This window comes from Plastoroseomonas hellenica, assembly GCF_018129085.1.
In the GTDB taxonomy this organism is placed as follows: domain Bacteria; phylum Pseudomonadota; class Alphaproteobacteria; order Acetobacterales; family Acetobacteraceae; genus Plastoroseomonas; species Plastoroseomonas hellenica.
Genome location: NZ_JAAGBB010000068.1, coordinates 1 through 22668, shown reverse-complemented (window position 1 = coordinate 22668; position 22668 = coordinate 1). Strand labels below are relative to the sequence as shown.

Here is a 22668-nt window from a genome sequence, read left to right as displayed (position 1 = left end):
GGGAGAAGAGACGTGAGCGAAGCGGCAGAGGACGACCGCGCGGAATCGATCCGCATGATCCGCGACAGCGCGGCGGCGGTGGCGCCGCGCGGCGGCGACAGCAAGCGCGTGCGCGCGCTGCGCTTCACCGATCCGGGCTACGACCCGGCGGTGCTGCGCCAGATGGGCGAGATGGGCTGGATCGGGCTCCGCCTGCCCGAAGCGGCCGGCGGCGCCGGCCTCGGCATGGGCGAGATGTGCGCGCTGGCCGAGGAGCTCGGCGCCGGCCTGGCGCCGGAGCCGTTGATCCCGGCGGCACTCTCGGCGGCGCTGCTCGGCTATGCCGATGATCAGGCGGCACTGACGCCGCTGCTCGCCGGCGAAGCCCTGACTCTGACCGCCTGGCAGGAACGCGCGGACAGCCTCGTGACACCCGGCACGCCGGATGCGAAGCGCATCTTCGTCCCGATGGCCGGCGGCGCCACGCAGTTCCTGCTGCCGCTCCGGGAAGGCACGCGCATGGCGCTGCACCTGCTGCCGGCGGCGGGCGCCGATCTCACGATCGAGCGCACCCAGGATGGTGGCACCTATGGCACGCTGCGCCCCGACCTGTCGCGTGCGACGCGGATCGCCGACGATGTCGGCGGCGTCATCGGCCGCGTGCTGGACGAGGCCGCGCTGGCGACGGCCGCCTATCTGCTCGGCACCATGGAAGCGGCCTTCGCGCTGACCCTGCAGTATCTCCGCACGCGCCAGCAATTCGGCCGCATCATCGGGACCTTCCAGTCGCTGCAGCACCGCGCCGCCGACCTGAAGATCCAGCTCAGCCTGACGCGCGCGGGCGTGGAGGGCGCGGCCGCGGCGTTCGATGCTGGTGCGACCGGCGATGCGGCGCGCGCCGTCGTGTCGCGGGCCAAGGCGCGGGCCGCGGAAGCCTCGCTGCGCGTGACCCGCGAATGCATCCAGCTGCATGGCGGCATCGGCTACACCGACGAATATGATGCGGGCCTCTATTTGCGGAAGGCGATGGTGCTGGCGAACCAGTATGGCTCCGCCGCGCTGCACCGCCGCCGCTTCCTGGAGACCGCGCCGGAGGATGAGGAATGAGTGAGCCCCGTCTGCAGGAAGCGCGCGACGGCGCTGTCCTGGTCCTCACCATGGACTATCCGGCGCGGCGCAATGCGCTCGCCATGCCGCTTCGCCTGGCACTCGAGGATGCGCTGGAGCGCGCGCATGCCGATAGCGGCGTGCGTGCCGTGGTGCTGACCGGCGCCGGCGGTGTCTTTTGCTCCGGCGGCGACATCTCCGGCATGGATGTGAAGAGCGCGATGGACGGGCGGGAGCGGATGCGCCGCACCCACCGTTTTCTGCGCCTGATGGCCAAGGGCGGGCTGCCGATCGTGGCCGCGGTCGAGGGCTGGTGCGTCGGCGCCGGCATGTCGCTCGCTTGCGCCTGCGACACCATTGTCGCCGCCGAGGATGCGCGCTTCATGGCGGGCTTCCACAAGATCGGGCTGATGTCCGATCTCGGCCTGCCCTTCTTCCTGCCGCGCCGCGTCAGCGTCGGCCGCGCCCGCCGCATCCTGTTCTACCACGAGCAGATCGCGGCGCCGGAGGCCGAGCGCATCGGCCTGGTCGACTTCCTGGCACCGAAGGATGGGGCGTTGGCCGCCGCGCTCGAGAAGGCGCATTTCCTGGCGAAGGAAGCGCCCGGCCCGATCCGCCTCACCAAGCAGATGCTGGCCGAAGGCCTCGATGAGGCGCTGGAGCAGGAGAAGACCTATCAGGGCCTGCTCTTCACCACCGCCGATTTCGCGGAAGGGCGCGACGCCTTCCTCAACAAGCGCACGCCTGAGTTCAAGGGAGGTTGAGAGAATGCCTCGCCAGCTCAGCACCTCCCCTTCCGAGACAGGCTCTGATGCGATGAACGCCGTCACCATTCCCCGTCCGCAGGACCTCAACGGCCTCGACGACGAGAGCTTCCGCGCGGTCGTGCGCCGCTTCCTGGCGGAGAACTACCCGCCGGAGCTGCGCAACCCGCCGAAGCGCCTGCACTGGTCCGAGAACAAGGTCTGGTACCACAAGCTCGCGGAGAAGGGCTGGCTCTGCCCGGGCTGGCCGCAGGAATATGGCGGGCTCGGCCTCTCGCCCGGCAAGCTCATCATCCTGACCGAGGAGTATGAGCGCCACGGCGTCGCGCGCACCAACGACCACGGCATCATCATGCTGGGGCCCCTGGTGATCAAATACGGCACCGAGGCGCAGAAGCAGCGCTTCCTGCCGAAGATCCTGACCGGCGAGCACATCTGGTGCCAGGGCTATTCGGAGCCGAACAGCGGCTCCGACCTCGCCTCCCTCCGGACCGAGGCGGTGCTGGATGGCGACCACTATGTGGTCAATGGCCAGAAGACCTGGACCACGCTCGCCTCCGACGCGAACTGGATTTTTCTCCTCGTCCGCACCGACAAGCAGGCGAAGAAGCAGGAGGGGATCAGCTTCCTGTTGGTGGACATGAAAACGCCCGGCATCACCGTGAAGCCGATCATCAACCTCGAGATGCATGACGAGTTCTGCGAGACCTTCTTCGACAATGTCCGCGTGCCCAGGGAGAACCTGGTCGGCCAGCCGAACAAGGGCTGGGACATGGCCAAGGCGCTGCTTTCCTTCGAGCGGATCTTCCTGGGCTCCCCGCGCCAGTCCGCCTATGCGCTGGCGCGCCTGAAGCAGCTCGCGGAGACCATGGGCGTCGCGGAGGAGCCCGCCTTCCGCGACCGCTACGCGCAGCTCCGCCTCGACCTCGACGACCTCAAGGCGCTCTATGGGCGCTTCGTGGAGGTGTTGAAGCAGGGCCGCTCGCTCGGGCCGGATGTCTCCATGCTGAAGGTCTTCCAGAGCGAGCTGTTCCAGCGCATCACCGACACGATGCTGGAGATCGCGGGCGAGAATGCCGGGCTGCTGGAGCCGATCGGGGGCAACCTGAACCTCAACCCGACCGGCCAGTACATCCAGGCCCGGCCGACCTCGATCTATGGCGGCACCAACGAGATCCAGCGCAACATCATCGCGAAGAACGTGCTGGAACTGCCGGGGTGATCCGCACCGCGCGGCCCGGTGATCGTACAGCCGTCGAGGCGGTGGTGCGCGCCGCCTATGCGCCCTACGTCGCGCGCATGGGCCGCGAGCCCGGGCCGATGGGGGATGACTACGGCGCCCTCATCGCCGCGGGGCATGTGCGGGTGCTGGAGGATGAGGCGGGCGTCGCCGGCATCCTGGTGCTGATCCCGGAGGCGGATGCGTTGCTGCTCGACAATGTGGCGCTCGCCGATCGCGCGCGCGGCCGCGGCTTCGGCCGGCGGCTGGTCGCGCAGGCCGAAGCGGAAGCGCGGGCCGCCGGGCTGAAGCGGCTCCGCCTCTACACCCATGTGCTGATGACCGAGAACCACACCCTCTACGCGCATCTCGGTTTCCACGAAACGCATCGCGCGACGGAGAAGGGCTTCGAGCGCGTCTTCATGGAGAAGCCGCTGGCTGGTTGACCGCGGGCCGCGCGCGCGGAAGCATGGCGTCCGCATCGCAAGGACCCGTCCCATGACCGCATTCTGGCGCCTGCCCGCGACCGAGATCGCCGCCCTGGTGCGGACACGGAAGGCCTCCGCGACCGAAGTCGCGCGCGACGCGCTGGCCCGCCTGGATGCCACGAATCCCGCGATCAACGCGGTCGTCGACCACCGGCCGGCGGCGGTGCTGGAACAGGCCGCCCGCATCGATGCCGTCATCGCCAGCGGCGAGGATGCCGGGCCGATGGCCGGCGTGCCGGTCACCATCAAGGTCAATGTCGATCAGGCAGGCTTCGCCACCACCAACGGGCTGCGCCTGCAGCAAGGCCTGGTCGCGCAGCAGGACAACCCGGTCGTCGCCAATCTGCGCCGCGCGGGCGCGGTGCTGCTCGGGCGCACCAATACACCGGCCTTCTCGCTCCGCTGGTTCACCCGCAATTCCCTGCATGGCCACACCAAGAACCCGCACGACGCTTCGATCACGCCGGGCGGCTCGTCGGGTGGCGCGGCGGCGGCGGTCGCGGCCGGCATCGGCGCGATCGGGCACGGCACCGATATCGGCGGCTCCATCCGTTACCCCGCCTATGCCTGCGGTGTGCACGGGCTGCGCCCGACGCTCGGCCGCATTCCTGCTTGGAACCCCTCCGGGGCGGATCGCCATATCGGCGGGCAGCTCATGGCCGTCTCCGGCCCGATCGCGCGGACCATCGGCGACGTGGCACTGGCCTATGATGCGATGCGCGCACGCGACATCCGTGACCCCTGGTGGGTCGATGTCCCGCATGCCGGCCCCCCCGCGCCGAAGCGCGCCGCGCTCTGCCTGGCGCCAGACGGCATGGCCGTGCAGCCCGCCGTGCAGGACGCGCTGCGCGACGCCGCAAGTCGGTTGGAGAAGGCCGGTTGGACAATCGAGGAGGTCGACACGCCGCCGCTCCGCCGCCCCGCCGAGCTCCAGGCCATGCTCTGGCTGGCGGAGTCGCGCCGCGGCCTGAACCGGGCGCTGCGGGAGGAAGATGATCCGGATGCCAGCTTCGTCTTCGCGCAGATGGAAGCACTCTGCCCGATGCCCGACCTCGATGCCCTGATGGACGCGCTGCAGGTGCGGAGCGGCTTCGTGCGGCAATGGATGGAATTCTTCGAGCGCTTCCCGATCGCCATCACCCCGGTCTCCGGCGAGCTGCCCTTCCGCGATCAGGAGGATGTCGAAAGCCCCGAAGCCTTCCGCCGCATCATCGAGGCGCAGCTCACCCAGGTCGGTCTGCCGCTAATGGGCCTGCCGGGCCTCACGGTCGCGACCGGCCTGGTCGGCACAGTGCCGGTCGGCGTGCAGTTGCTGGCGGCGCGCTACCGGGAGGACCTGCTGCTCGATGCCGGCGCCGTGATCGAGGCTGCCGGCGCATCGGTCGCGCCGGTCGATCCGCGCTGACGGCATTGCCCTGGCCAAGGCAGAACGTTACGATATCCTTATCAGACGCGCTGCCAGCATGACGCCGTGGCGCCGGGGAATGAAGGATCGCCACATGAGCCGCCTGAACCGCCGCAGCCTGTTCGCCGCCCTCGCCGTCACCAGCGCCGGCGCGCTCGCGGGCTGCGTCATGCCCCCGCAGCAGGTGGTCGTTCCGCAGCAGATCGTGCCGCAGGCAGGCTGCGACACGCGCTTCCAGGTGGTGAACCAGTCCGGTGGGACGGTACGGGAATTCTACTTCAGCCACTCCTCGCTCAGCAGCTTCGGTGTGGATCAGCTCGGCCAGAACGTGCTGCAGCCGGGCCAGGCCATGAGCTTTGTCGCGAACAACCCGGGCAACTATGATTTCCGCGCCGTCTTCATGAACGGCGCCCGGCGCGACCTCTATCGCGTGAACATCTGCGCCGCGAGCCGCATCACCATCACCGGCGGCGGGTTGATCGCGCAGTAATCATTGTCCTCAAGCGCCGGCGCCGGCATCCGCCGGCTTGGCTTTCGCGCTGTCAGGCCGCACTCGGCGCGGCTGATGGTCGCGCGCGGGCCGCATTCGCGGCGTCGGGGCATCGACTTCGCCTCGCCGCCGCAGAAACCATTTGCGGCCTGCGGCCGCGGGGTTAGTCCTCAACTCGCGGCCGCAGGACGCCACCTGTTCCAGCGGGCTGCGAGGCGGCAGCCGATGCAGACCGGGGCCGCGAATGCGGCCCCGCGCGCGACCGACCGCAGCCGCCGGTGCACCCCGACAGCGCGAAAGCCAAGGGCGGCGGATGCCGCCCGCCCGGCGTTTGAGGGCACAAAAATTAAGCCGCGTGTTCCTTGCGTTCCGGCAGCACGGCCCTCAGGGCAGTGACCAGTTCCGCGATCATCGCGTCGGTGTGCAGCGGCGTGGCGCAGAGGCGGAGCCGCTCCGCGCCGCGCGGCACGGTGGGGTAATTGATCGGCGTCGCGTAGATCGCGTGCTCGGTCAGCAGTTGCCGCGCCACCTGCCGGCACAGCGCCGCATCACCGATCCAGAGCGGCACGATATGGCTCTCGCTCGGCATGCGCGGCAGTCCGGCGCGGTCGAGCGCCGCCTTCAGCGCCACGGCCCGTTCCGCCAGCGCTGCCCGGCGCGTGCCGTCGCGCCGGAGATGCCGGATCGAGGCCAGCGTCGCCGCTGCGATCACCGGCGGCAGCGCCGTGGTGAAGATCAGTCCGCTTGCCACGCTGCGGATGAAATCGACCAGGGTTGCATCGCCGGCGATGTAGCCCCCGTGCACGCCGAAGCCCTTAGCCAGCGTGCCCTCGATGACATCGACCCGGTGCGCGACACCGTCGCGCTCGGCGATGCCGCCGCCCTCGGCGCCGTAGAGGCCGACCGCATGCACCTCGTCCAGATAGGTCATGGCGCCGTAGCGGTCAGCGAGGTCGCAGATCGCACCGATATCGGCGATGTCACCATCCATCGAATAGACGCTCTCGAAGGCGATCAGCTTCGGCGCCTCCGGCGGCGCGGCGCTGAGCAGCGCCTCGAGATGCGCCAGGTCGTTGTGCCGGAAGATGTGCCGCGCCGCCGGCGCGCCCCGCATGCCCGCGATCATCGAGGCGTGGTTCTTGGCGTCGGAGAAGACCTGGAAGTCCGGCAGCGCCGCCAGCACCACCGAAAGCCCGGCCTGATTCGCGACATAGCCCGAGGTGAACAGCAGCGCCGCGTCCTTGCCGTGAAGGGAAGCGAGCTCCGCCTCCAGCGCCGCGTGCAAGGGGGAGGTGCCAGAGATGTTGCGGGTGCCGCCGGCGCCGGCGCCATGCTCCCGGATCGCGGCCTCGGCCGCCTGCAGCACAACGGGATGCACGCCCATGCCGAGATAGTCGTTCGACGACCAGACCGTCACCTCCCGCACGTCGCCATCGGCTTCGTGCAGGCGATAGCGGGGGAAGGTTTCCGCCCGCTTCTCGAGGCGGGCGAATTCCCGGTAGCGCCCCTCCAGGCGGAGGGTGGCGAGGGTGTCGCGCGCGTGGCGCAGCAGGGTGGCGCGGGTGTCCATAGACGGACCCTTCTATCGGCTGGCCCCAGAATGCGAATGAAAGAGCGTCAGGGCAGCCATGCCGTCAAGCAGGACATTTTGTCCCAGGCGCCGGCTGTGCCGCGGGTCACTGCCGGTACTGCGAGCCGTTCGCATCTTCCTCCTTCGCCGAGGCTTCGGAGGGCGAGGGCCACGCGGCCGCATCCTCCTTCGCCAAGGCTTCGGAGGATTTCAGGCCTCACGCCCGTAGGCCGCCGTTGGTTTCTGCGGGGCGAGCGCAGCGATGCCCCGGGGCCGCGAAGGCGGCCCCGCGCGCGACCAACCGCTGTCGCCAGTGCACACCCGACAGCGCGAAAGCCAAGCCGGCGGATGCCGGCGCCGGCGCCTGAGGTCGGAAAATGGACTCAGACGCTCCAGTTGCGGGCAGTGAAATCCATCGCGAAGGAGCCGGAGGCGCGCCAGCCGATATCGCGGCGCTTGCCGGTCAGGTTCACCGTCTGATGCAGCACGGTATAGGCCGGGTCTTCGCGCTCGCAGATCTCCAGCATGCGGCGCAGCGCGGCGCGGCGGCGATCGGTATCGGTCGAGGACTGCAACGCCTCCAGCGCCGCGGCTGCTTCGTCGTTGCGCCATTCGCCGCTGGCCCATTGCTGGCCGCTCGGGCCGAAGGCGGCCATGGCGCCGACCGGATCGTTGAAGAAGGCGGTGTTGGAGTTGTCGCGCAGCCCGCGTCCGCCATCGGCCAGCAGGATCTGCGACCAGTTCTCCTTCATCTCGATGCGGACATTGAGCCCGGCCTGCCGCCAGCCTTCCACCAGCACCTGCGCGGTCGCGGTCTGGTTGGTGTAGTAGTTGTTGAGCAAGCGATAGGGGATCGGCGCGCCGGCGTAACCCGCTTCGCGGAGCAACCGCCGCGCCTCCGCCAGATCGAAGCGCGGCGCATCCCAGTCGGGCACCAGCATCGGCCCGAAGAAATCGAACTGCATGCCCTTAGGCACGCCGCTGGTCCCCGACCAGAGCCCGTCGACGATCGCCTGCCGGTCGATCGCATGGGTGAGCGCCCGCCGGATGCGCGGATCGCGCAGCGTCGGATGCGTCTTGTCGAAGGCGGTGACGCGGTGATTGGCGATGGCGCGGCTCGCGACATGATGCCGCGGGCTGGCATTGACCACCGTGATCTGATCGGGCGGCAGGTCACAGGCGAAGTCGTATTCGCCGGTGCGCAGGCCGGCGACCCGCGCCGCCACCTCCGGCACCTGCACGAAGCGGATGGCACGGAGCGGCGGCCGGCCAGCCCAGTGCGCGTCATGCGCCTCCAGCAGCAGATGCGAATCGGCGCGGTACTCCGCGACGCGATAGGGCCCGGTGCCGACCGGCTGCCGCGCCCAGCTCAGCCAGTCCGACGCCGCTTCGAAGGCGCGGCGGGAGATGACGGAGGCGGCAGGGCGCGCCAGCCGCCCCTCGAGCGTCACATCCGGCGTGCGATTGACCAGGCGGACGGTGCTGATATCCACCACCTCCATGCGATCGAAGCCGGGGAAGGCGAGGCGGGCGATGGCGACGACCTCGGCTGGCGGCTCCTTGGTGCCGGTGCCGGCGGTCATCGAGGTGAACATGCCGCCGGGGCCCGGCGTGGCGCCGCCGCCGCTGCCCCACATGTGCTCCGGACCGAAGGAGAAGGCGACGTCCTCGGCGGTCAGCAGGCTGCCATCATGGAAGCGCACGCCGTCCCGCAAGGTCAGTTCCAGCGTGCGATCGTCGATCCGCCGCCAGGACTTGGCCAGGGTCGGCCGGGCGCTGAGATCGCCGAGCCAGTCGAGGTCGATCAGCGGCTCCAGGAAGCTGGAGACGACGCGGGTCATGACGTTGGATTGCTCGCGCAGCGGCTCCAGCGTGTTGGAGGTGCTGATCGCCTGCACCGCGACGGTGATCGTGGGGCGTTGGTCCGCCTGGGCGATGGCGAAGCGTGGCAGCGCGAAGCTCGCGAGGGCGAGCCCCGCAGCGGCACGGCGGCTGAGGGGAAGATTGCGGTTTTCGGGCATGGCGCGGCGCTCCGGCATTGGCTTCGACGGGCGAAGCGGCCGGCGTCCTAGCGGTGGGCCGGGTCTGTCGGGATGTCATGGGGGTGACGCTTCCGTGTCATTGCGGGCGCCGCGTCGCTTTCGCTGGACCAATCTCAAACAGGTCGCGCCCGGCTATCGATCCGCTCTAGGCTGGAGCCATGCAACCCTTTGCCTTCCTTCACCTCACGGATCCGCATGCTGTGCCGCCGGGGGAGACGCTGATCGGCCAGGACACCAATGCCCGGCTGGAAGCCGCCATCGCCGCCATCGCCGCGCGCCACGCACCTGGCGGCGACATGCCGGTCGCCTTCGCCGTCATCACCGGCGACCTGACCCGCGACGGCGAACCCGCCGCCTATGCCCGCCTTGCCACCTTGCTCTCGGGCCTGCCCTGTCCCGCCCATCTGATGATGGGCAATCACGACAACCGCATCGCCTTCGCGGATGCCTTTCCGCTGGCCCCGCGCGACCCGGCAGGCTTCGTCCAGCACGCCTTCGCCACGCCGGCCGGCCGCTGCATCCTGCTCGACACGCTGGAACAAGGTGCGCCGCACGGCACGCTCTGCGCCCAGCGTCTCGGCTGGTTGGCCGATCGCCTCGCCGAGGATGATGGGCCGGTGCTGCTGTTCCTCCACCACCCGCCCATGCCGGTGGGCATCCCGGGCATGGATGTCATCGCGCTCAGGGACCCGCAGGCGCTCTGGGCCGTGCTGGCGCCGCATGCGGCGCGCATCCGCCATATCTTCCACGGCCATCTGCACCGCCCGATCGCCGGTAACTGGCACGGCATCCCGATCTCGTCGCTGCGCGGCACCGCCTTCGAGGTGCGGATGCAGGGCGGTGCGCCTTTGGTCGAGCCGCAGGCGCCGGCCGACTACGGCTATGTGCGCGTGGATGCCGACGGCATCATCATCCACACCGAACGCGTTCCCCTGCTGGCGTGAAGCCTCCGCGCGCGGCATGCTCCGCGCCAAGGATTGCGGAGGAAACCACCATGCCCGTCACGCGCCGCGCCGCCCTGGCGCTGCCCGTCCTTGCCGCGCCGGCCGTCGCGCTGGGACAGCCGGCCTGGCGGCCGACCCAGCCGATGCGCATCATCGTTCCCGCCGCGCCCGGTGGCACTGCCGACATGGTCGCGCGCGTCCTGGCCGCATTCCTCCAGCAGCACTGGAACGGGGCCAGCGTGGTGGTCGAGAACCGCTCCGGCGCCGGCGGTTTGATCGGCACGCAGGAATTGCTGCGGGCGCCGGCCGATGGCCATACCGTCCTGTCCGGCAATATTGGTCCGCAGTCGATCGCCTATTCGCTCTACCGCAACATGCCCTACCGCGCGGAGCAGATGCTGCCGGTCGCGGGCGTGGTGCGCGGGCCGAACGTGCTGGTGGTTCATCCCTCGGTGCCGGCCAATACCCTGCCGGAGCTGGTCGCGCATCTGAAGCGCAATCCGGGCCGCATCAGCTACGGCTCGCCCGGTGTCGGGCAAAGCCCGCATCTCACTGGCGTCTGGTTCAACCAGGCGGTGGGCACGGATTCCATCCATGTCCCCTATCGCGGTGCCGGGCCGGCGATGGTCGAGCTGGTCGCGGGCAACATCCAGTACATGTGGGACAATCTCACCTCGGGCATCCAGCAGGTGCGCGCCGGATCGGTGCGGGCGCTCGCCGTCAGCACCGCCGAGCGCAACGCGCAATTGCCCGACGTGCCCGCTGCGCGTGAGACCATGCCGGAGCTGGCCCAGTTCGACGTCAGTACCTGGTTCGGCATGTTCTACGCGGCCGGCGCACCAGCGGGCGCGGTGCAGGCCTTGAACGAGGCGATGCGCGCGATGGACGCGACGCCGGAGATGAAGCGCCGCATCGAGCAGATCGGCGGGATCTCGCTCTACGGCACGCCCGCGGCCTTCGCGGAATTCGTCCGCGCCGAGATCGAGAAATGGCGCAGCGTCATCACGCGGGAAGGCCTGCAGCTCGACGCGAACTGAGAGCCTGTCGGGAGCAGGGGGCGGCGGTTGACGCGCCTGCCCGGCTTCTTCAGCCTGTAACGCCGCTTCTCACTGGATCCTTCTCCCGATGTCTCTCTGGCTCGGCGCGACGCTGATGGCCGCGCTGCTGCAGACTTGGCGCACCGCGCTGCAACAGCGCCTGCGCGGGCAGCTCTCGATCAACGGCGCCGGCGTGGTGCGCTACCTCTATGGCGTGCCGATGGGATTCGTGATCCTCGGCACCTATCTCGCGCTGTTCGGCGGCGCGCTCTCGGCGCCCAATCCGCGCTTCCTGCTCTTCGCGGCGGCGGGCGGGCTGCTGCAGATCCTCGGCACCAACCTGCTCATCATGGCCTTCGGCTTCCGCGGCTTCGCGGTCGGCACCGCCTATGCGAAGACCGAGGCCGTGCAGGGCGCCGTGCTGGCGCTGCTGCTGCTGGGGGAGTTGCTCTCCCCACTCTCCTGGTTCGGCATCGCCATCTGTGTCGGCGGCACGCTCTACCTCTCGCTGGCCGGGCGGGTGAGTAGCCCGGGAGAGATGCTGCGCGCGACCACCCAGCCGGCGGCACTCACTGGCCTCGCCGCCGGCTTCTGCTTCGCGCTGACCTCGGTCGCGATCAAGGCGGCCAACCAGGCGCTCGACGGGCCGGACCTGGTGCTGCGTGCCATCGAGACCCTCGTCGTCGTCAACGCCATGCAGACGGTGATGCAGGGCAGCTACCTGCTGCTGCGGGAGCCGGATCAATTCCGCGCCGTCTTCACCACCTGGCGCAGCAGCGCCTGGGTCGGCGCGCTCTCGGCCTGCGGCTCGGCCTGCTGGTTCACCGGCTTCGCGCTCGCGCCGGTCGCGCTGGTGCGCGCCGTCGGGCAGGTGGAGATCATCTTCACCCTGATCTTCAGCCGCTTCTATCTGCGCGAGAGCCCGAAGCGATCCGATGTCATCGGCGCGCTGGTCGTTGTCGCCGGGGTGGTACTGGTCCTGGCCGGGCGCTGATGCAGCCGAAAGGAGTGCGTGAAACCCGCACGTCATGCGCAGCGCAAAAAAGGAACTTGTGCCGACAAAAGTAAACTTTTCCAGACTCGATGTTGCTTTCGTCATCGGTTGATATTCAAGGCTTCCGGATTGATCGGTTCTTGGTCTATCGAAATGCCTGAAGATAATGCATCCTGTCTCATCATCTCACTCCGCGCCTCGGCGGGCTGCGGGGGCTTTCGGAAGGCATGGAGCGGCGCGGGGGTCTGTGATCAGGATCACTCTGTCTTTCGCCGGCATCCCGTCCTGGCTCCTGGCTCGCGGCTGCGCTTTCGGCGTCGCCCTGGCCTGCGTGCTCTGCACCGCCCCGGCGCCGCGGGCTTCGGGAGCGGAGCCGCTCACCCGCACCTCCGCGGCGGTCACGCAGGTAGTGCTCGGCATCCTGAGCTATGCACGCTGGCCGAATGATCCACCCGAGCTCCGGTTCTGCGTGCTGGCTGACGCGGCCTATGCGAATGGCCTGCTCACGGGGACGCTACAGAGCGCCAACCGACCAATCAGGGCCCAGCGCATCGCGATCGAGAGCGAGGCCCTGACCACATGCCACGTGGTCTATGTCGGCAGGACCAGCACGGTGGATCATCGAAGGATCTTCGCGCGCCTTGCCGGGCTCCCGATCCTGAGCATCAGCGAAGACGACCCGTCCTGCTCGGTCGGCAGCATGTTCTGTCTGCGCGTCGAGGAGGCGCAGGTCTCGTTCCAGGTCAATCTCGATCAGATCGCCCGCAGCGGGCTGCGCATTCATCCGAATGTGCTGCGCCTGGGACAGCGCCGGTCGGTGTCGCCATGACCGGACGTCCCCCTCGGCTGCCCACCCTGCATGCCGTGCTCTGGCGAGCCCATCTCGGCATCGTCCTCCTCGCGGTCGCGACCGTCGGCATCACGCTGACCGTCGCCGGTCTTCTCGCACTCCGGCTCAATGCCGAGCAGAACGTCGCGCTGATCGCGCGTTCCATGCGCTACACCGTCGAAGCCTCGGCGGTGTTCCGCGATACGGCGGCCGCCGAGGAGGCGGTCGCGCTGATCGCTGCGGAGGAAGAGGTTGCCGAAGCGCGGGTCGTGCTGCGCGACGGGCAGGTCCTGGCGGATTGGGTGCGGCCTGCCTCCGGCGGCCTGCTGACCTGGCTGGAACGGCCGCTGGCCGCGCTGCTGGACCCACCGATGGTGGCACTGCCCATCATCCATGAGGGCGCGCCGATCGCCGATATCGTGGTCCGTGGCCATGCCGGCACGACGCTGCGCTTCCTGGCGACCGGCCTCGGCGGGCTTTTCGTCTGCATGGCGATCAGCGCAGCCGGTGCGCTCCACCTGTCGCGCCGCATGCAGCGCACTATCGTCAGGCCGCTGGAGGCGCTGGCCGGCCTGGCGCATGCGGTGCGCCGGGATCGCACATTCAACCAGCGGGTTCCGCCGGCGCCGATCGTGGAGATCGATCAGCTCGGGGACGACTTCAACGCCCTGCTCGACGAGCTGGAGGTGTGGGAGAAGCATCTCCGGCGGGAGAACGCCTCGCTCGTCCACCAGGCCTCCCACGACAGCCTCACCGGCTTGCCGAACCGTATCCTCTTCGCCCGCCAGCTCACGCGCGCGATCCAGGATGCGCAGGTGGACGGCCATCGCGTCGCGGTGCTCTTCCTCGACTGCGACAACTTCAAGGAGGTGAACGACCGCCTCGGGCATGCCGCGGGGGATGCCGTGCTGGTCGCCATCGCAACCGAACTCCGCGCGAAGCTTCGCGCCGGCGACCTGGTCACCCGCTTCGGTGGTGACGAGTTCGTCATCCTGCTGACGCCGCTGCGCCGGGCGGACGACGCCATGCGGATCGCCGACAGCATCATCGCCAGCATGGCCAAGCCGATCCTGCTGCCGTCGGGCGGCACCACCACCGTATCGCTCAGCGCCGGGATCGCCGTGTTCCCCGACCATGCGGACGACGCGAACATATTGATCCACCTGGCGGATGCGGCGATGTACCGCGCGAAGCGTTCGCAACGGGGTGGCTGGCGGACAGCCGATGCCCAGGGAGAGGATGGCGATGTCAGGGGGGAGACGGGTGTCCAGGACAGCTAGGCGGGCGATACTGATGGTCCCGGCGCTGGCGCTGCTCGCTGCCTGCCAAGGCCGCGGCCTCACCGCGGAGCAGATCGCGTTGCTGCGGGAGGAAGGGTTCGAGCGGATCGGCGATGACTGGAGCCTGGGTCTGAGCGAGCGCATCCTGTTCGCCAGCACCCGCGCCGAACTGACCCCTGGCGCGCGTCAGACCGTGGAACGCTTGGGCCGTGCCCTGCGCGGGGTCGGCATCTACCGGATGCGCGTGGAGGGGCACACGGATGCTTATGGCGATGCCGCCTACAATGACCAACTCTCCCAGCGCCGGGCACAGGTCGTCGCCGATATTCTGATCGGCGTCGGCTTTCGGGAGCAGGATATCGTGGCGCACGGCCTCGGCAGCCGGGCACCGTTGCCGGGCGTGCGGTCGAACGAGAACCGCCGCGTTGCCATCATCGTTTCCAACGACGGATAGGGCGCCTGCGCTGCGGCCAGTCTTCAGCGCAGCAGCGCGATGACCTGCTCGGCGGCGACGCGCCCGCTCTCGGCGCCGCCGTTCATGTAGCCGGAATGCGCTTCGCTGGTGTGCTCGCCGGCGAAGACCAGGCGCCCCACCGACGCCCAGGCGCCGGCGAAGCCGGCATATTGGCCCGGCGCGAAGCAGGAATACGACCCGCCGACATAGGGGTTGCCGGGCCAGTGCATGCGGCTGGCGCGGCCGTCGAAAGCGGCCGCGATGCCCGGCAGCACCGGCTCCATGGCGGTGGTCGCAGCGCGCACGCGGCCGGCCGCGGCGCCGGCGCCGAAGTCGCGGCCGGTGGCGCCGCCGGCGAAGATGGTCAGCGTGCCGGGCCCGCTGCCGGGCTGGCCATGATCCTCCCAGGAGGCCTGGTAGCCGAGATCGTTGATCGTCTCCCCCGACATCCCCTGGGCCCGCCAGGGCCGCGCCGAGAGACCGGCGAAGAGCTTGGCATTCCTGCCATAGCCGAGCTCCCGGATCGCCCGCCGGGTCAGCGGCGGCAGCGGCACCCCGATCGCCACCTGGCGCAGCATGGTCGCGGGCAAGGTCACCACCACCGCATCCGCCACCACCTCGCGCCCGCCGAAGCCGAGCGCATAGGCGCGCCCGCGCGGCCGCAGGCTGTCGAGCCGCATGCCATGCCGGATGCGCGCGCCGAGCCGCGCCGCGAGTGCCGCCGTCAGCCGGTCATTGCCGCCCGCGATCTGGTAACGTTGGTCCGAGGAGAAGAGGCCCCGCCGGGGCTGCGCCGGGTCGGGCGCGAAATACTCGATGAGATAGAGCGCCGACATCGCTCCGGGATCCTGCCCCATCTCCTGCGCCAATCCGATATCGAGCAGGCTGCGCAGCCAGCCGGAGACGCCGAGCGCATCCAGCAGCGCCGCGGCGGAGCGCCTGTCTTCGGCGACCTTCACGGCCTCGCCACCAGCGCGCAGCGCGGCCAGCCGCGTGACCAGCGATGCGGCTTCGGCCGCGATCTCGGCGATGCCGCGCGTGCCGCCCGCGATGTGGATGTGCGCGGTCGCAGGATCCGCCGTGCCATCCTCCAGGGTCAGGCCGAATTCGCGGGCGAGCGCCAGCATCTCGGCGTGGTCCGTGTTGATGAAGCTGCCGCCGAGCTCGACCAGCGTGCCTTCGCCGACCACCCCGCGTCCGGACAGCACGCGTCCGCCGCTCCGCCGGTTCGCCTCGTAGAGCGTCACGTCGCGCGCGCCGGCCTCGACCAGGCGATGCGCGGCGACCAGCCCCGCGAGGCCGGTGCCCACCACCGCGATACGGGCCGCCGGCAGCGGTTGCGCGCGCAGCGGCAGTGGCGCCAGAGCCGCGCCGGCAAGCAGCGCACGGCGGCGAAGGGGCATGGCGGCGAGTTCGTCGATGGGTGGCGCCCCGGATGCGCGCGCGGCCGCCGCGATGCCCGCCGCACGGCGAAGCATGGCAAAAAGCGGTGTGCGCGACATCAAGGGCCCCCGGGCTCGATTATGCCCAGCCTATCCGTACTGGATGCCTAACGAAAAGTGCCCGGGCGCACACCGCCTTCGGGTTGTGTCAGCCGTTGGTGCGTCGCTGCGCGGTGCGGGCGCGCGGGAAGTCGTAGAGCTCGGCCGGGTTGTCCACCAGGACCCGCCGCCGCGCCGCCGCATCCGGCACGCATTCGGCCAGCAGGTCGAAGAGCTGCGCGTCGTCGGGCTTGTCGTTGAGCGCCTGGGTCGGATGCGGCCAGTCGCTGCCCCAGACCATGCGCTGCGGATTGGCGGCGAAGAAGGCCTTCGCGATCGCCACGCTGTCGGCATAGCCGGGCGGTCCGGCCTGGGTGTCCATGTAGAGGCCGGACAGCTTCACCCAGGTCTTGCCCTGTCCCAGCAGGCGCAGCACCGTGGTGAAGCCCGGGCTGTTGAGACCCTGTGCGGCCGGCAGCCGCGCGCGGTGGTCGAAGACGATGCGGCTCGGCAGGCGCGACAGCAGGTCATTGGCCTCGCCGATCTGGGTGCCGGTCATGTGGATCTGGCAGTGCCAGCCGAGCGGCGCGATGCGGCGCGACAGCGGCTCCAGCATCTCGATCGTGGTGGCGCCGGCCTGGATCAGGTTGAAGCGGATGCCGCGCACGCCCTGGGCATGGAGCTGGCGCAGCTCCGCATCGGTGATGCGGTCGTTCACCACCGCGACCATGCGGAAGCGGTCGCGCCCCAGCGCGCGCATGGATTCGAGATGCAGCCGGTTGTCGGTGCCGTAGGTGGAGGGCTGGACCAGCACGCCGCGCGTGGTGCCGATCCGCCGCTGCAGCGCGCGGTAGTCCTCGACCGAGGCGTCAGGCGGCAGCAGCGAGGCGCCGGCGGCGGCCGGGAAGCGCGCATCGTAGATGTGGAAATGGCAGTCCGTCGCATCGGGCGGCGCCGGCGTGCGGGCGGCCGCGGTGCCCGTGGAATACCGTACATTGTGGGTGGCCGGCGGGGGCGGTGCGGCGGCGCGCTGCTGGGCGCTGGCGGGGCGTGCGGCGGCAGCGAGCGCCGCTGCGGCAGCCAGCGCCGCGCGTCGGCCATAGGCCTGATCGGTCATGGTGCGTCTCTCCCTCGTCCGGTCTGCGCCGGGCGAGGGGAGGCTAGACCGGCTGGTCGGCATTGTAACCTGGGCAACGAAAAGGGCGCGGCACCTGCGGCGCCGCGCCCTCGTTCAGTCGCGATGGCGCCGGTTCAGGCGGCCTTCGCCATGCCCCGCAGCACGTAGTGCAGGATGCCGCCGTTCTTGTAGTACTCGACCTCGTCGGCAGTATCGACGCGGCACAGCACCTGGGTCTTGGTCGTGGTGCCGTCCGGCCGGTGGATCGTCAGGTCCAGCATCATGCGCGGACGCAGATTCTCCAGGCCCTCGATGTCGAGCGTCTCCTCGCCGGTCAGGCCGAGGCTCTTGCGGTCCTCGCCATCCTTGAAGACCAGCGGCAGCACGCCCATGCCGACCAGGTTCGAGCGATGGATGCGCTCGAAGCTCTCTGCGATCACCGCCTTGGCGCCGAGCAGGAAGGTGCCCTTCGCCGCCCAGTCGCGGGAGGAGCCGGTGCCGTATTCCTTGCCGCCCAGCACCACCAGCGGCACGCCCTCGCGCTTGTAGCGCATCGCCACGTCATAGATCGGCGCGACATCGCCCGAGGGGTAATGCTTGGAGACGCCGCCCTCGGTCCCCGGCACCATCTCGTTCTTGATGCGGATATTGGCGAAGGTGCCGCGCATCATGACCTGGTGGTTGCCGCGGCGGGCGCCGTAGCTGTTGAAGTCCGCCTGCCGCACCTGATGCTCAACCAGGTACTCGCCGGCGGGCGAGGACTTCTTGATGTTGCCGGCCGGCGAGATGTGGTCGGTGGTGATGCTGTCCGCGAGCAGCGCCAGGACGCGGGCGCCCTTCACGTCGGCGATCGGCGTGGGTTCGGCCTTCATGCCCTCGAAATAGGGCGGGTTCTGCACATAGGTGGAACCCGAGTTCCAGCGGTAGGTGTCGCTCTCCGCGTCGACGCGGATCGCCTGCCACTGGGCGGGGCCCTTGAACACGTCGCCGTAGCGCTCCTGGAACATCTTGCGCGTGACGACGGCGTGCACCGTGTCGGAGACTTCCTTCTGCGTCGGCCAGATGTCCTTGAGGAACACGGGCTGGCCGTCGCTGCCGGTGCCGATCGGCTCCTTCGTCAGGTCCTTCTTGATGGTGCCGGCCAAGGCATAGGCGACCACCAGCGGCGGCGAGGCCAGGTAGTTGGCGCGCACATTGGCATGCACGCGGCCTTCGAAGTTGCGGTTGCCCGAGAGCACCGAGGCAACGACCAGCTTGTTGTTCTCGACCGCATCCACGATCGGCTCGGCGAGCGGGCCGGAATTGCCGATGCAGGTGGTGCAGCCATAGCCGACGGTCTGGAAGCCGAGCGCGTCGAGGTCCTTCGACAGGCCGGACTTGTTCAGATACTCGGTCACCACCTGCGACCCGGGCGCGAGCGAGGTCTTCACCCAGGGCTTGGCCGTCAGACCCTTCGCCACCGCCTTGCGGGCGACGAGGCCGGCGGCCACCAGCACATAGGGGTTCGAGGTGTTGGTGCAGGAGGTGATCGCCGCGATCACCACATCGCCATGGCCGAGGTCGTAATCCGCCCCTTCGACGGGGACGCGGAGATCGGCCTTGTCGCCGGGCACGCCCATGATGCCGGCGGCGAGGTCGCGGCCGAAAGCAGGTGCCGTATCGGACAGCGCCACCCGGTCCTGCGGCCGCTTCGGCCCGGCGAGCGACGGCACGACCGTCGCGAGGTCGAGTTCCAGCGTGTCGCTGAACACCGGATCCGGGCTGTCCGCCTCGCGGAACATCCCCTGCGCCTTCAGGTAGTCGCGCACCAGGTTGATGCGGTGCTCCTCGCGGCCGGAGAGGCGCATGTATTCCAGCGTCACCTCGTCGACCGGGAAGAAGCCGCAGGTCGCGCCGTATTCGGGCGCCATGTTGCCGATGGTGGCGCGGTCCGCGAGCGGCAGCTCGTTCAGGCCGGGGCCATAGAACTCGACGAACTTGCCGACCACGCCCTTCTTGCGCAGCATCTGGGTGACGGTCAGCACCAGGTCGGTCGCGGTCACGCCTTCCGGCAGCTTGCCGTGCAGACGGAAGCCGATGACATCAGGGATCAGCATCGCGATCGGCTGGCCGAGCATCGCGGCCTCCGCCTCGATGCCGCCGACGCCCCAGCCGAGCACGCCGAGGCCGTTCACCATCGTCGTGTGGCTGTCGGTGCCGTAGCAGCTATCCGGGAAGGCGTAGACGTCGCCGGCATCGGTCGAGGTCCAGACGCCCTGCGCCAGATATTCCAGGTTCACCTGGTGGCAGATGCCGGTGCCCGGCGGCACGACGCGGAAGTTGTTGAAGGCGGACTGGCCCCAGCGCAGGAACTCGTAGCGCTCGCCGTTGCGCTCGAACTCAATGTCGACGTTCTGCTGCAGCGCCTGCGGCGTGCCCGAGACATCGACCATGACCGAGTGGTCGATGACGAGGTCGACCGGCACCAGCGGGTTCACCTTGCGCGGATCACCGCCGAGGTTGAGCAGCGCGTCGCGCATGGCGGCCAGGTCGACCACCGCCGGAACGCCGGTGAAGTCCTGCAGCAGGATGCGCGCCGGGCGGAAGGGGACTTCCTTCTCGGAATGCCCCTTCTGCACCCATTCGGCAATCGCCTTCGCGTCGTTCACCGTGTAGCTGCGGCCATCCTCGAAGCGCAGCACGTTCTCGAGCAGCACCTTCAGGCTGTAGGGCAGGCGGCTGAGATCGCCGATGCTCTTGGCCGCTTCGGGCAGGCTGAAATAATTGTAGGTCTTGCCGTCGACGACGAGCGTGCGACGGGTTTTCAGGCTGTCCTGCCCGATCATGCGCATGGTCCGGGGGCCCTTCTTCCTCGGTCCGCATCGCCTATGCTGCGTCGCGGAGTCGCCGGTTTTAACCACGCTGGACTGCACCGGTCCATGGCCCGCGGATTTGTCAAGCCTAGATGAGAAGGGTTCGCAACTAGCTGATGCTGCACGCGGAGAACCTGGCCTGCCTGCGCGGTGAGCGCGTGGTCTTCGCGGGGCTGTCCTTCGCGCTGGCGCCAGGGGAGGCGCTGCTGCTGACCGGGGCGAATGGCGCCGGCAAATCGACCCTGCTGCGGCTGCTGGCAGGCCTGCTTCGCCCCGCGGAAGGGCGGGTGCTGTGGAACGGCGCGGCCGATGGCGATGTGCCGCTGCGTTACCTCGGCCATGCCGATGCGCTGAAGCCGGCCTTCACCGCGGCAGAGAACCTGGGCTTCGCGGCGCGCCTTGCCGGCGTGCCCGCGGTGCGCGTCGCGGCTGCGCTGGCGGCGATGGACCTGACGCCGCTCGCGCTGCTGCCGGCGCGGGCCCTCTCATCGGGGCAGAAGCGGCGGCTGGCGCTGGCGCGTCTGGCGCTCGACGGGCCGGGCGCCGTGCCGCTCTGGCTGCTGGATGAGCCGACCACCGGGCTCGACGCCGCGTCGGTCGAGCGGCTCGGTGCGTTGTTCGCGGCGCATCGCGCCGCCGGCGGGATGGTGATCGCGGCGACGCATCTGCCGCTGCCGCTCGATGCCGCGCGGGAGCTGCGGTTGTGAGCGCGTCCGATGACCGGAAGGCGGAGCCTGGAGGTCTGAATCGGCCGCGCCCTGCCGTGAGCGCGTCCGATGACCGGAAGGCGGAGACTGGAGGTCTGAATCGGCCGCGCCCTGCACGCGCTTTCCTGGCGCTGCTGGCGCGCGACCTGCGCCTCGCGCTGCGTCACCCGACGGAGACGCTGGCCGCCGTGATGTTCTTCGTGCTGGTCGCCGCGCTGTTCCCCTTCGGCGTCGGCCCCGCGCCGGAGATCCTGGCGCGGCTGGCACCCGGCGCGCTGCTCGCCTCGGCGCTGCTGGCGGCGCTGCTGCCGCTCGACCGGCTGTTCGGTGCGGATGCGGAAGACGGCTCGCTCGACCTGCTGCTGCTCTCGGGCCTGCCGCGTGCCGGCATCGCCTTGGCCAAGGCGTTGGCGCATTGGATCACCACCGGCCTGCCGCTGATCGCCGCGACCCCCATCGCCTGCGCGATGCTGAACCTGCCGGTCACTGCCTGGGGTGCGGCGCTGGCCGCCCTGGCGCTGGCGACCGCCTTCCTGTCGTTGCTCGGCACCGCGGGCGCCGCGCTGACGCTCGGTGCCCGACGCGGCGGGCTGCTGTTGCCGCTGCTGGTGCTGCCGCTGGCGATCCCGGCGGTAATCTTCGGCGCCGCCGCGATCGAGGCGGCGGGGGCCGGACTGTCCCCCTCGCCCTTCCTGCTGCTGCTCGGCGCCGGGCTGTCGCTCGCCCTGCCGCTGGCGCCGATCGCGGCCGGGGCAGCACTCGGCGAGGATTGAGAGGCAGGCCGAAGGGCCTCCAAGCTTACCGCGCTTCGCGCAGCGCCAGCATCGCGGCCCCCAGCCCGCTCGCCAGCGACAGCACGCCGAGGACAGGGGCGGCCAGCATCGCGATGAGACCCAGCCCGAGCGCCAGCGATCCCAGCGCCGTGCCGAATGCGCAGATGGCCGCCAGCGCCGCGATCACCGAAAGGCTTTGGATGCTCCACATGGCCGAGTTCCCGGATGCCGGACTGGGCCAAATGTGGCAGTCATGCCACCGCTTCGCCCCAATCCCGCCTCAATCTGGGCGCGCGGAGGCGCAACGAGATCTCACCAGTCTGTGAGCGAGGAATGAAACCGTGAGCGGGGTGTGGAGGCCACACCCCGCGTCGGCCGATCAATTGGTCTGCTGGATCGCCGCGAGCTGCCAGGTCCCGCCCGCGGACCGCACGAAAGTCCAGAGCTCGGTCGCGGTGATCCGCTGCGCCGGGTCGCCTTCCACCACGGCGCCATCCGCGACGCGCCGGGTCACGTCGACCAGGGAGAAGCGCATGGCGACGGTCGCGTAGTCCTGCCCGTTCTCGTGCCAGGCCTCGGACAGGTCGCCCGCCTCCAGTTTCACGTCGCGGGTCTCGTTCTGCCAGCCGCGCGCCTGCAGCGCGGCATGGTCCTCGGCGAAGTGCCGGGCCATCTCCGGCGTGCTCAGCCGCTGCAGCGCCGCCGCGTCGCGCGCCGACCAAGCCGCGTTCACCGCGATCAGCGCCTGTTCGAAGGCCTGGAAATCGCCGGGTGTCGGGTTGAAGGGCAGGGTGGCGGGCTTCGCCGCTGCCGCACCGCCGCCCATCGGGAAGGCGGCATTGCGCGCGAAGGTGTTGGCATTGGCGCTGGCTTGGCCGGGTGCGGCACCCGCATAGGCCGGCTGCCCCTGGCGACGGCCGCGGAACAGCCGCATCACCAGCATCACGACGCCGACCACCAGCGCCACCTGCAGCAGCAGGCCGAGGATGGAGGCGAAGCCGCCCAGGCCCCCGAACAGGCCGGCGCCGAACAGCGCGCCAATCAGGCCGGCGCCCAGCAGCCCGCCCATCATGCCGCCCATGAACCCGCGCGAGCCGGCGGGCCGCGCCGCGCCGGCCGCCGCGGCGCCGGCGGTG

Annotated in this window: 21 protein-coding genes; 14 read left to right on the top strand and 7 right to left on the bottom strand. The window is 70.0% G+C overall.

The features are described from left to right. Positions 1 to 12: 12 nt before the first annotated feature. The 6 genes from GXW71_RS30780 to GXW71_RS30755 all read left to right on the top strand — a co-directional run bounded on the left by GXW71_RS30780 (position 13) and on the right by GXW71_RS30755 (position 5452). Positions 13 to 1086 (top strand): acyl-CoA dehydrogenase family protein, encoded by a 1074-nt coding sequence (locus tag GXW71_RS30780; RefSeq protein ID WP_367617403.1) that lies wholly within the window; start codon positions 13 to 15, stop codon positions 1084 to 1086. Then, positions 1083 to 1850, top strand: coding sequence for an enoyl-CoA hydratase/isomerase family protein (locus GXW71_RS30775; protein WP_211856782.1), 768 nt, complete (start codon positions 1083 to 1085; stop codon positions 1848 to 1850). The genes GXW71_RS30780 and GXW71_RS30775 overlap by 4 nt, the downstream gene beginning before the upstream one ends. Positions 1851 to 1902: 52 nt before the next feature. Continuing rightward, a complete protein-coding gene (locus GXW71_RS30770; RefSeq protein ID WP_211856780.1) occupies positions 1903 to 3072 on the top strand; it encodes an acyl-CoA dehydrogenase family protein in 1170 nt (389 codons plus the stop codon). Beyond that, the gene (locus tag GXW71_RS30765) at positions 3069 to 3515 is read left to right on the top strand and encodes a GNAT family N-acetyltransferase (protein ID WP_211856779.1); all 447 of its coding nucleotides are present in this window, start codon (positions 3069 to 3071) and stop codon (positions 3513 to 3515) included. The genes GXW71_RS30770 and GXW71_RS30765 overlap by 4 nt, the downstream gene beginning before the upstream one ends. Positions 3516 to 3567: 52 nt before the next feature. Further along, positions 3568 to 4962: an amidase family protein gene (locus GXW71_RS30760; protein ID WP_211856777.1), complete on the top strand. Its 1395-nt coding sequence runs from the start codon at positions 3568 to 3570 to the stop codon at positions 4960 to 4962. 94 nt (positions 4963 to 5056) lie between these two features. Next, a complete protein-coding gene (locus GXW71_RS30755; protein WP_211856775.1) occupies positions 5057 to 5452 on the top strand; it encodes a hypothetical protein in 396 nt (131 codons plus the stop codon). Positions 5453 to 5798: 346 nt separating this feature from the next. On the opposite strand, the gene hemA is transcribed toward GXW71_RS30755, so the two are convergent. Both hemA and GXW71_RS30745 read right to left on the bottom strand, forming a co-directional pair. Beyond that, entirely contained in the window at positions 5799 to 7022 is a 1224-nt protein-coding gene (hemA, locus tag GXW71_RS30750; protein WP_211856767.1) for a 5-aminolevulinate synthase, read from the bottom strand. A gap of 383 nt (positions 7023 to 7405) precedes the next feature. Then, on the bottom strand, positions 7406 to 9043 hold the full coding sequence (locus tag GXW71_RS30745; RefSeq protein WP_211856765.1) for an ABC transporter substrate-binding protein: 1638 nt from the start codon (positions 9041 to 9043) through the stop codon (positions 7406 to 7408). 179 nt (positions 9044 to 9222) lie between these two features. Here GXW71_RS30745 and GXW71_RS30740 point away from each other — a divergent pair, with 179 nt between their 5' ends. From GXW71_RS30740 to GXW71_RS30715, 6 genes are all read left to right on the top strand, one after another. After that, positions 9223 to 10008: a phosphodiesterase gene (locus tag GXW71_RS30740; RefSeq protein ID WP_211856764.1), complete on the top strand. Its 786-nt coding sequence runs from the start codon at positions 9223 to 9225 to the stop codon at positions 10006 to 10008. A gap of 50 nt (positions 10009 to 10058) precedes the next feature. Further along, positions 10059 to 11045, top strand: coding sequence for a Bug family tripartite tricarboxylate transporter substrate binding protein (locus GXW71_RS30735; RefSeq protein WP_211856762.1), 987 nt, complete (start codon positions 10059 to 10061; stop codon positions 11043 to 11045). 88 nt (positions 11046 to 11133) lie between these two features. Further along, positions 11134 to 12039, top strand: coding sequence for an EamA family transporter (locus tag GXW71_RS30730; RefSeq protein ID WP_211856755.1), 906 nt, complete (start codon positions 11134 to 11136; stop codon positions 12037 to 12039). A 247-nt stretch (positions 12040 to 12286) separates the two neighbouring features. Next, the gene (locus GXW71_RS30725) at positions 12287 to 12868 is read left to right on the top strand and encodes a YfiR family protein (RefSeq protein ID WP_211856753.1); all 582 of its coding nucleotides are present in this window, start codon (positions 12287 to 12289) and stop codon (positions 12866 to 12868) included. Next, a complete protein-coding gene (locus GXW71_RS30720; RefSeq protein WP_211856751.1) occupies positions 12865 to 14148 on the top strand; it encodes a diguanylate cyclase domain-containing protein in 1284 nt (427 codons plus the stop codon). The genes GXW71_RS30725 and GXW71_RS30720 overlap by 4 nt, the downstream gene beginning before the upstream one ends. Before the next feature lie 13 nt (positions 14149 to 14161). Continuing rightward, positions 14162 to 14602: an OmpA family protein gene (locus GXW71_RS30715; protein ID WP_211856742.1), complete on the top strand. Its 441-nt coding sequence runs from the start codon at positions 14162 to 14164 to the stop codon at positions 14600 to 14602. 23 nt (positions 14603 to 14625) lie between these two features. Here the strand turns inward: GXW71_RS30715 and GXW71_RS30710 are convergent, their stop codons facing one another. The 3 genes from GXW71_RS30710 to acnA form a co-directional block, all read right to left on the bottom strand. Next, entirely contained in the window at positions 14626 to 16005 is a 1380-nt protein-coding gene (locus tag GXW71_RS30710; protein ID WP_211856740.1) for a flavin monoamine oxidase family protein, read from the bottom strand. A 187-nt stretch (positions 16006 to 16192) separates the two neighbouring features. Further along, positions 16193 to 17200 carry an amidohydrolase family protein gene (locus GXW71_RS30705; protein WP_211856738.1) on the bottom strand — a complete coding sequence of 336 codons (1008 nt, stop codon included), beginning with the start codon at positions 17198 to 17200 and terminating at the stop codon, positions 16193 to 16195. A 134-nt stretch (positions 17201 to 17334) separates the two neighbouring features. After that, positions 17335 to 20031 (bottom strand): aconitate hydratase AcnA, encoded by a 2697-nt coding sequence (gene acnA, locus GXW71_RS30700; RefSeq protein ID WP_211856736.1) that lies wholly within the window; start codon positions 20029 to 20031, stop codon positions 17335 to 17337. Positions 20032 to 20168: 137 nt separating this feature from the next. Between acnA and ccmA the strand changes: the two genes are divergently transcribed. Next, positions 20169 to 20759, top strand: a complete 591-nt coding sequence (gene ccmA / locus GXW71_RS30695) for a heme ABC exporter ATP-binding protein CcmA (RefSeq protein ID WP_211856734.1) — start codon at positions 20169 to 20171, stop codon at positions 20757 to 20759. A 95-nt stretch (positions 20760 to 20854) separates the two neighbouring features. Further along, positions 20855 to 21532: a heme exporter protein CcmB gene (ccmB, locus tag GXW71_RS30690; RefSeq protein ID WP_211856796.1), complete on the top strand. Its 678-nt coding sequence runs from the start codon at positions 20855 to 20857 to the stop codon at positions 21530 to 21532. Positions 21533 to 21557: 25 nt separating this feature from the next. Here the strand turns inward: ccmB and GXW71_RS30685 are convergent, their stop codons facing one another. Both GXW71_RS30685 and GXW71_RS30680 read right to left on the bottom strand, forming a co-directional pair. Beyond that, positions 21558 to 21743, bottom strand: coding sequence for a hypothetical protein (locus GXW71_RS30685; RefSeq protein ID WP_211856732.1), 186 nt, complete (start codon positions 21741 to 21743; stop codon positions 21558 to 21560). Positions 21744 to 21911: 168 nt separating this feature from the next. Then, positions 21912 to 22668: TIM44-like domain-containing protein (locus GXW71_RS30680; protein WP_211856730.1), on the bottom strand; the 757-nt coding region annotated here is incomplete at its 5' end.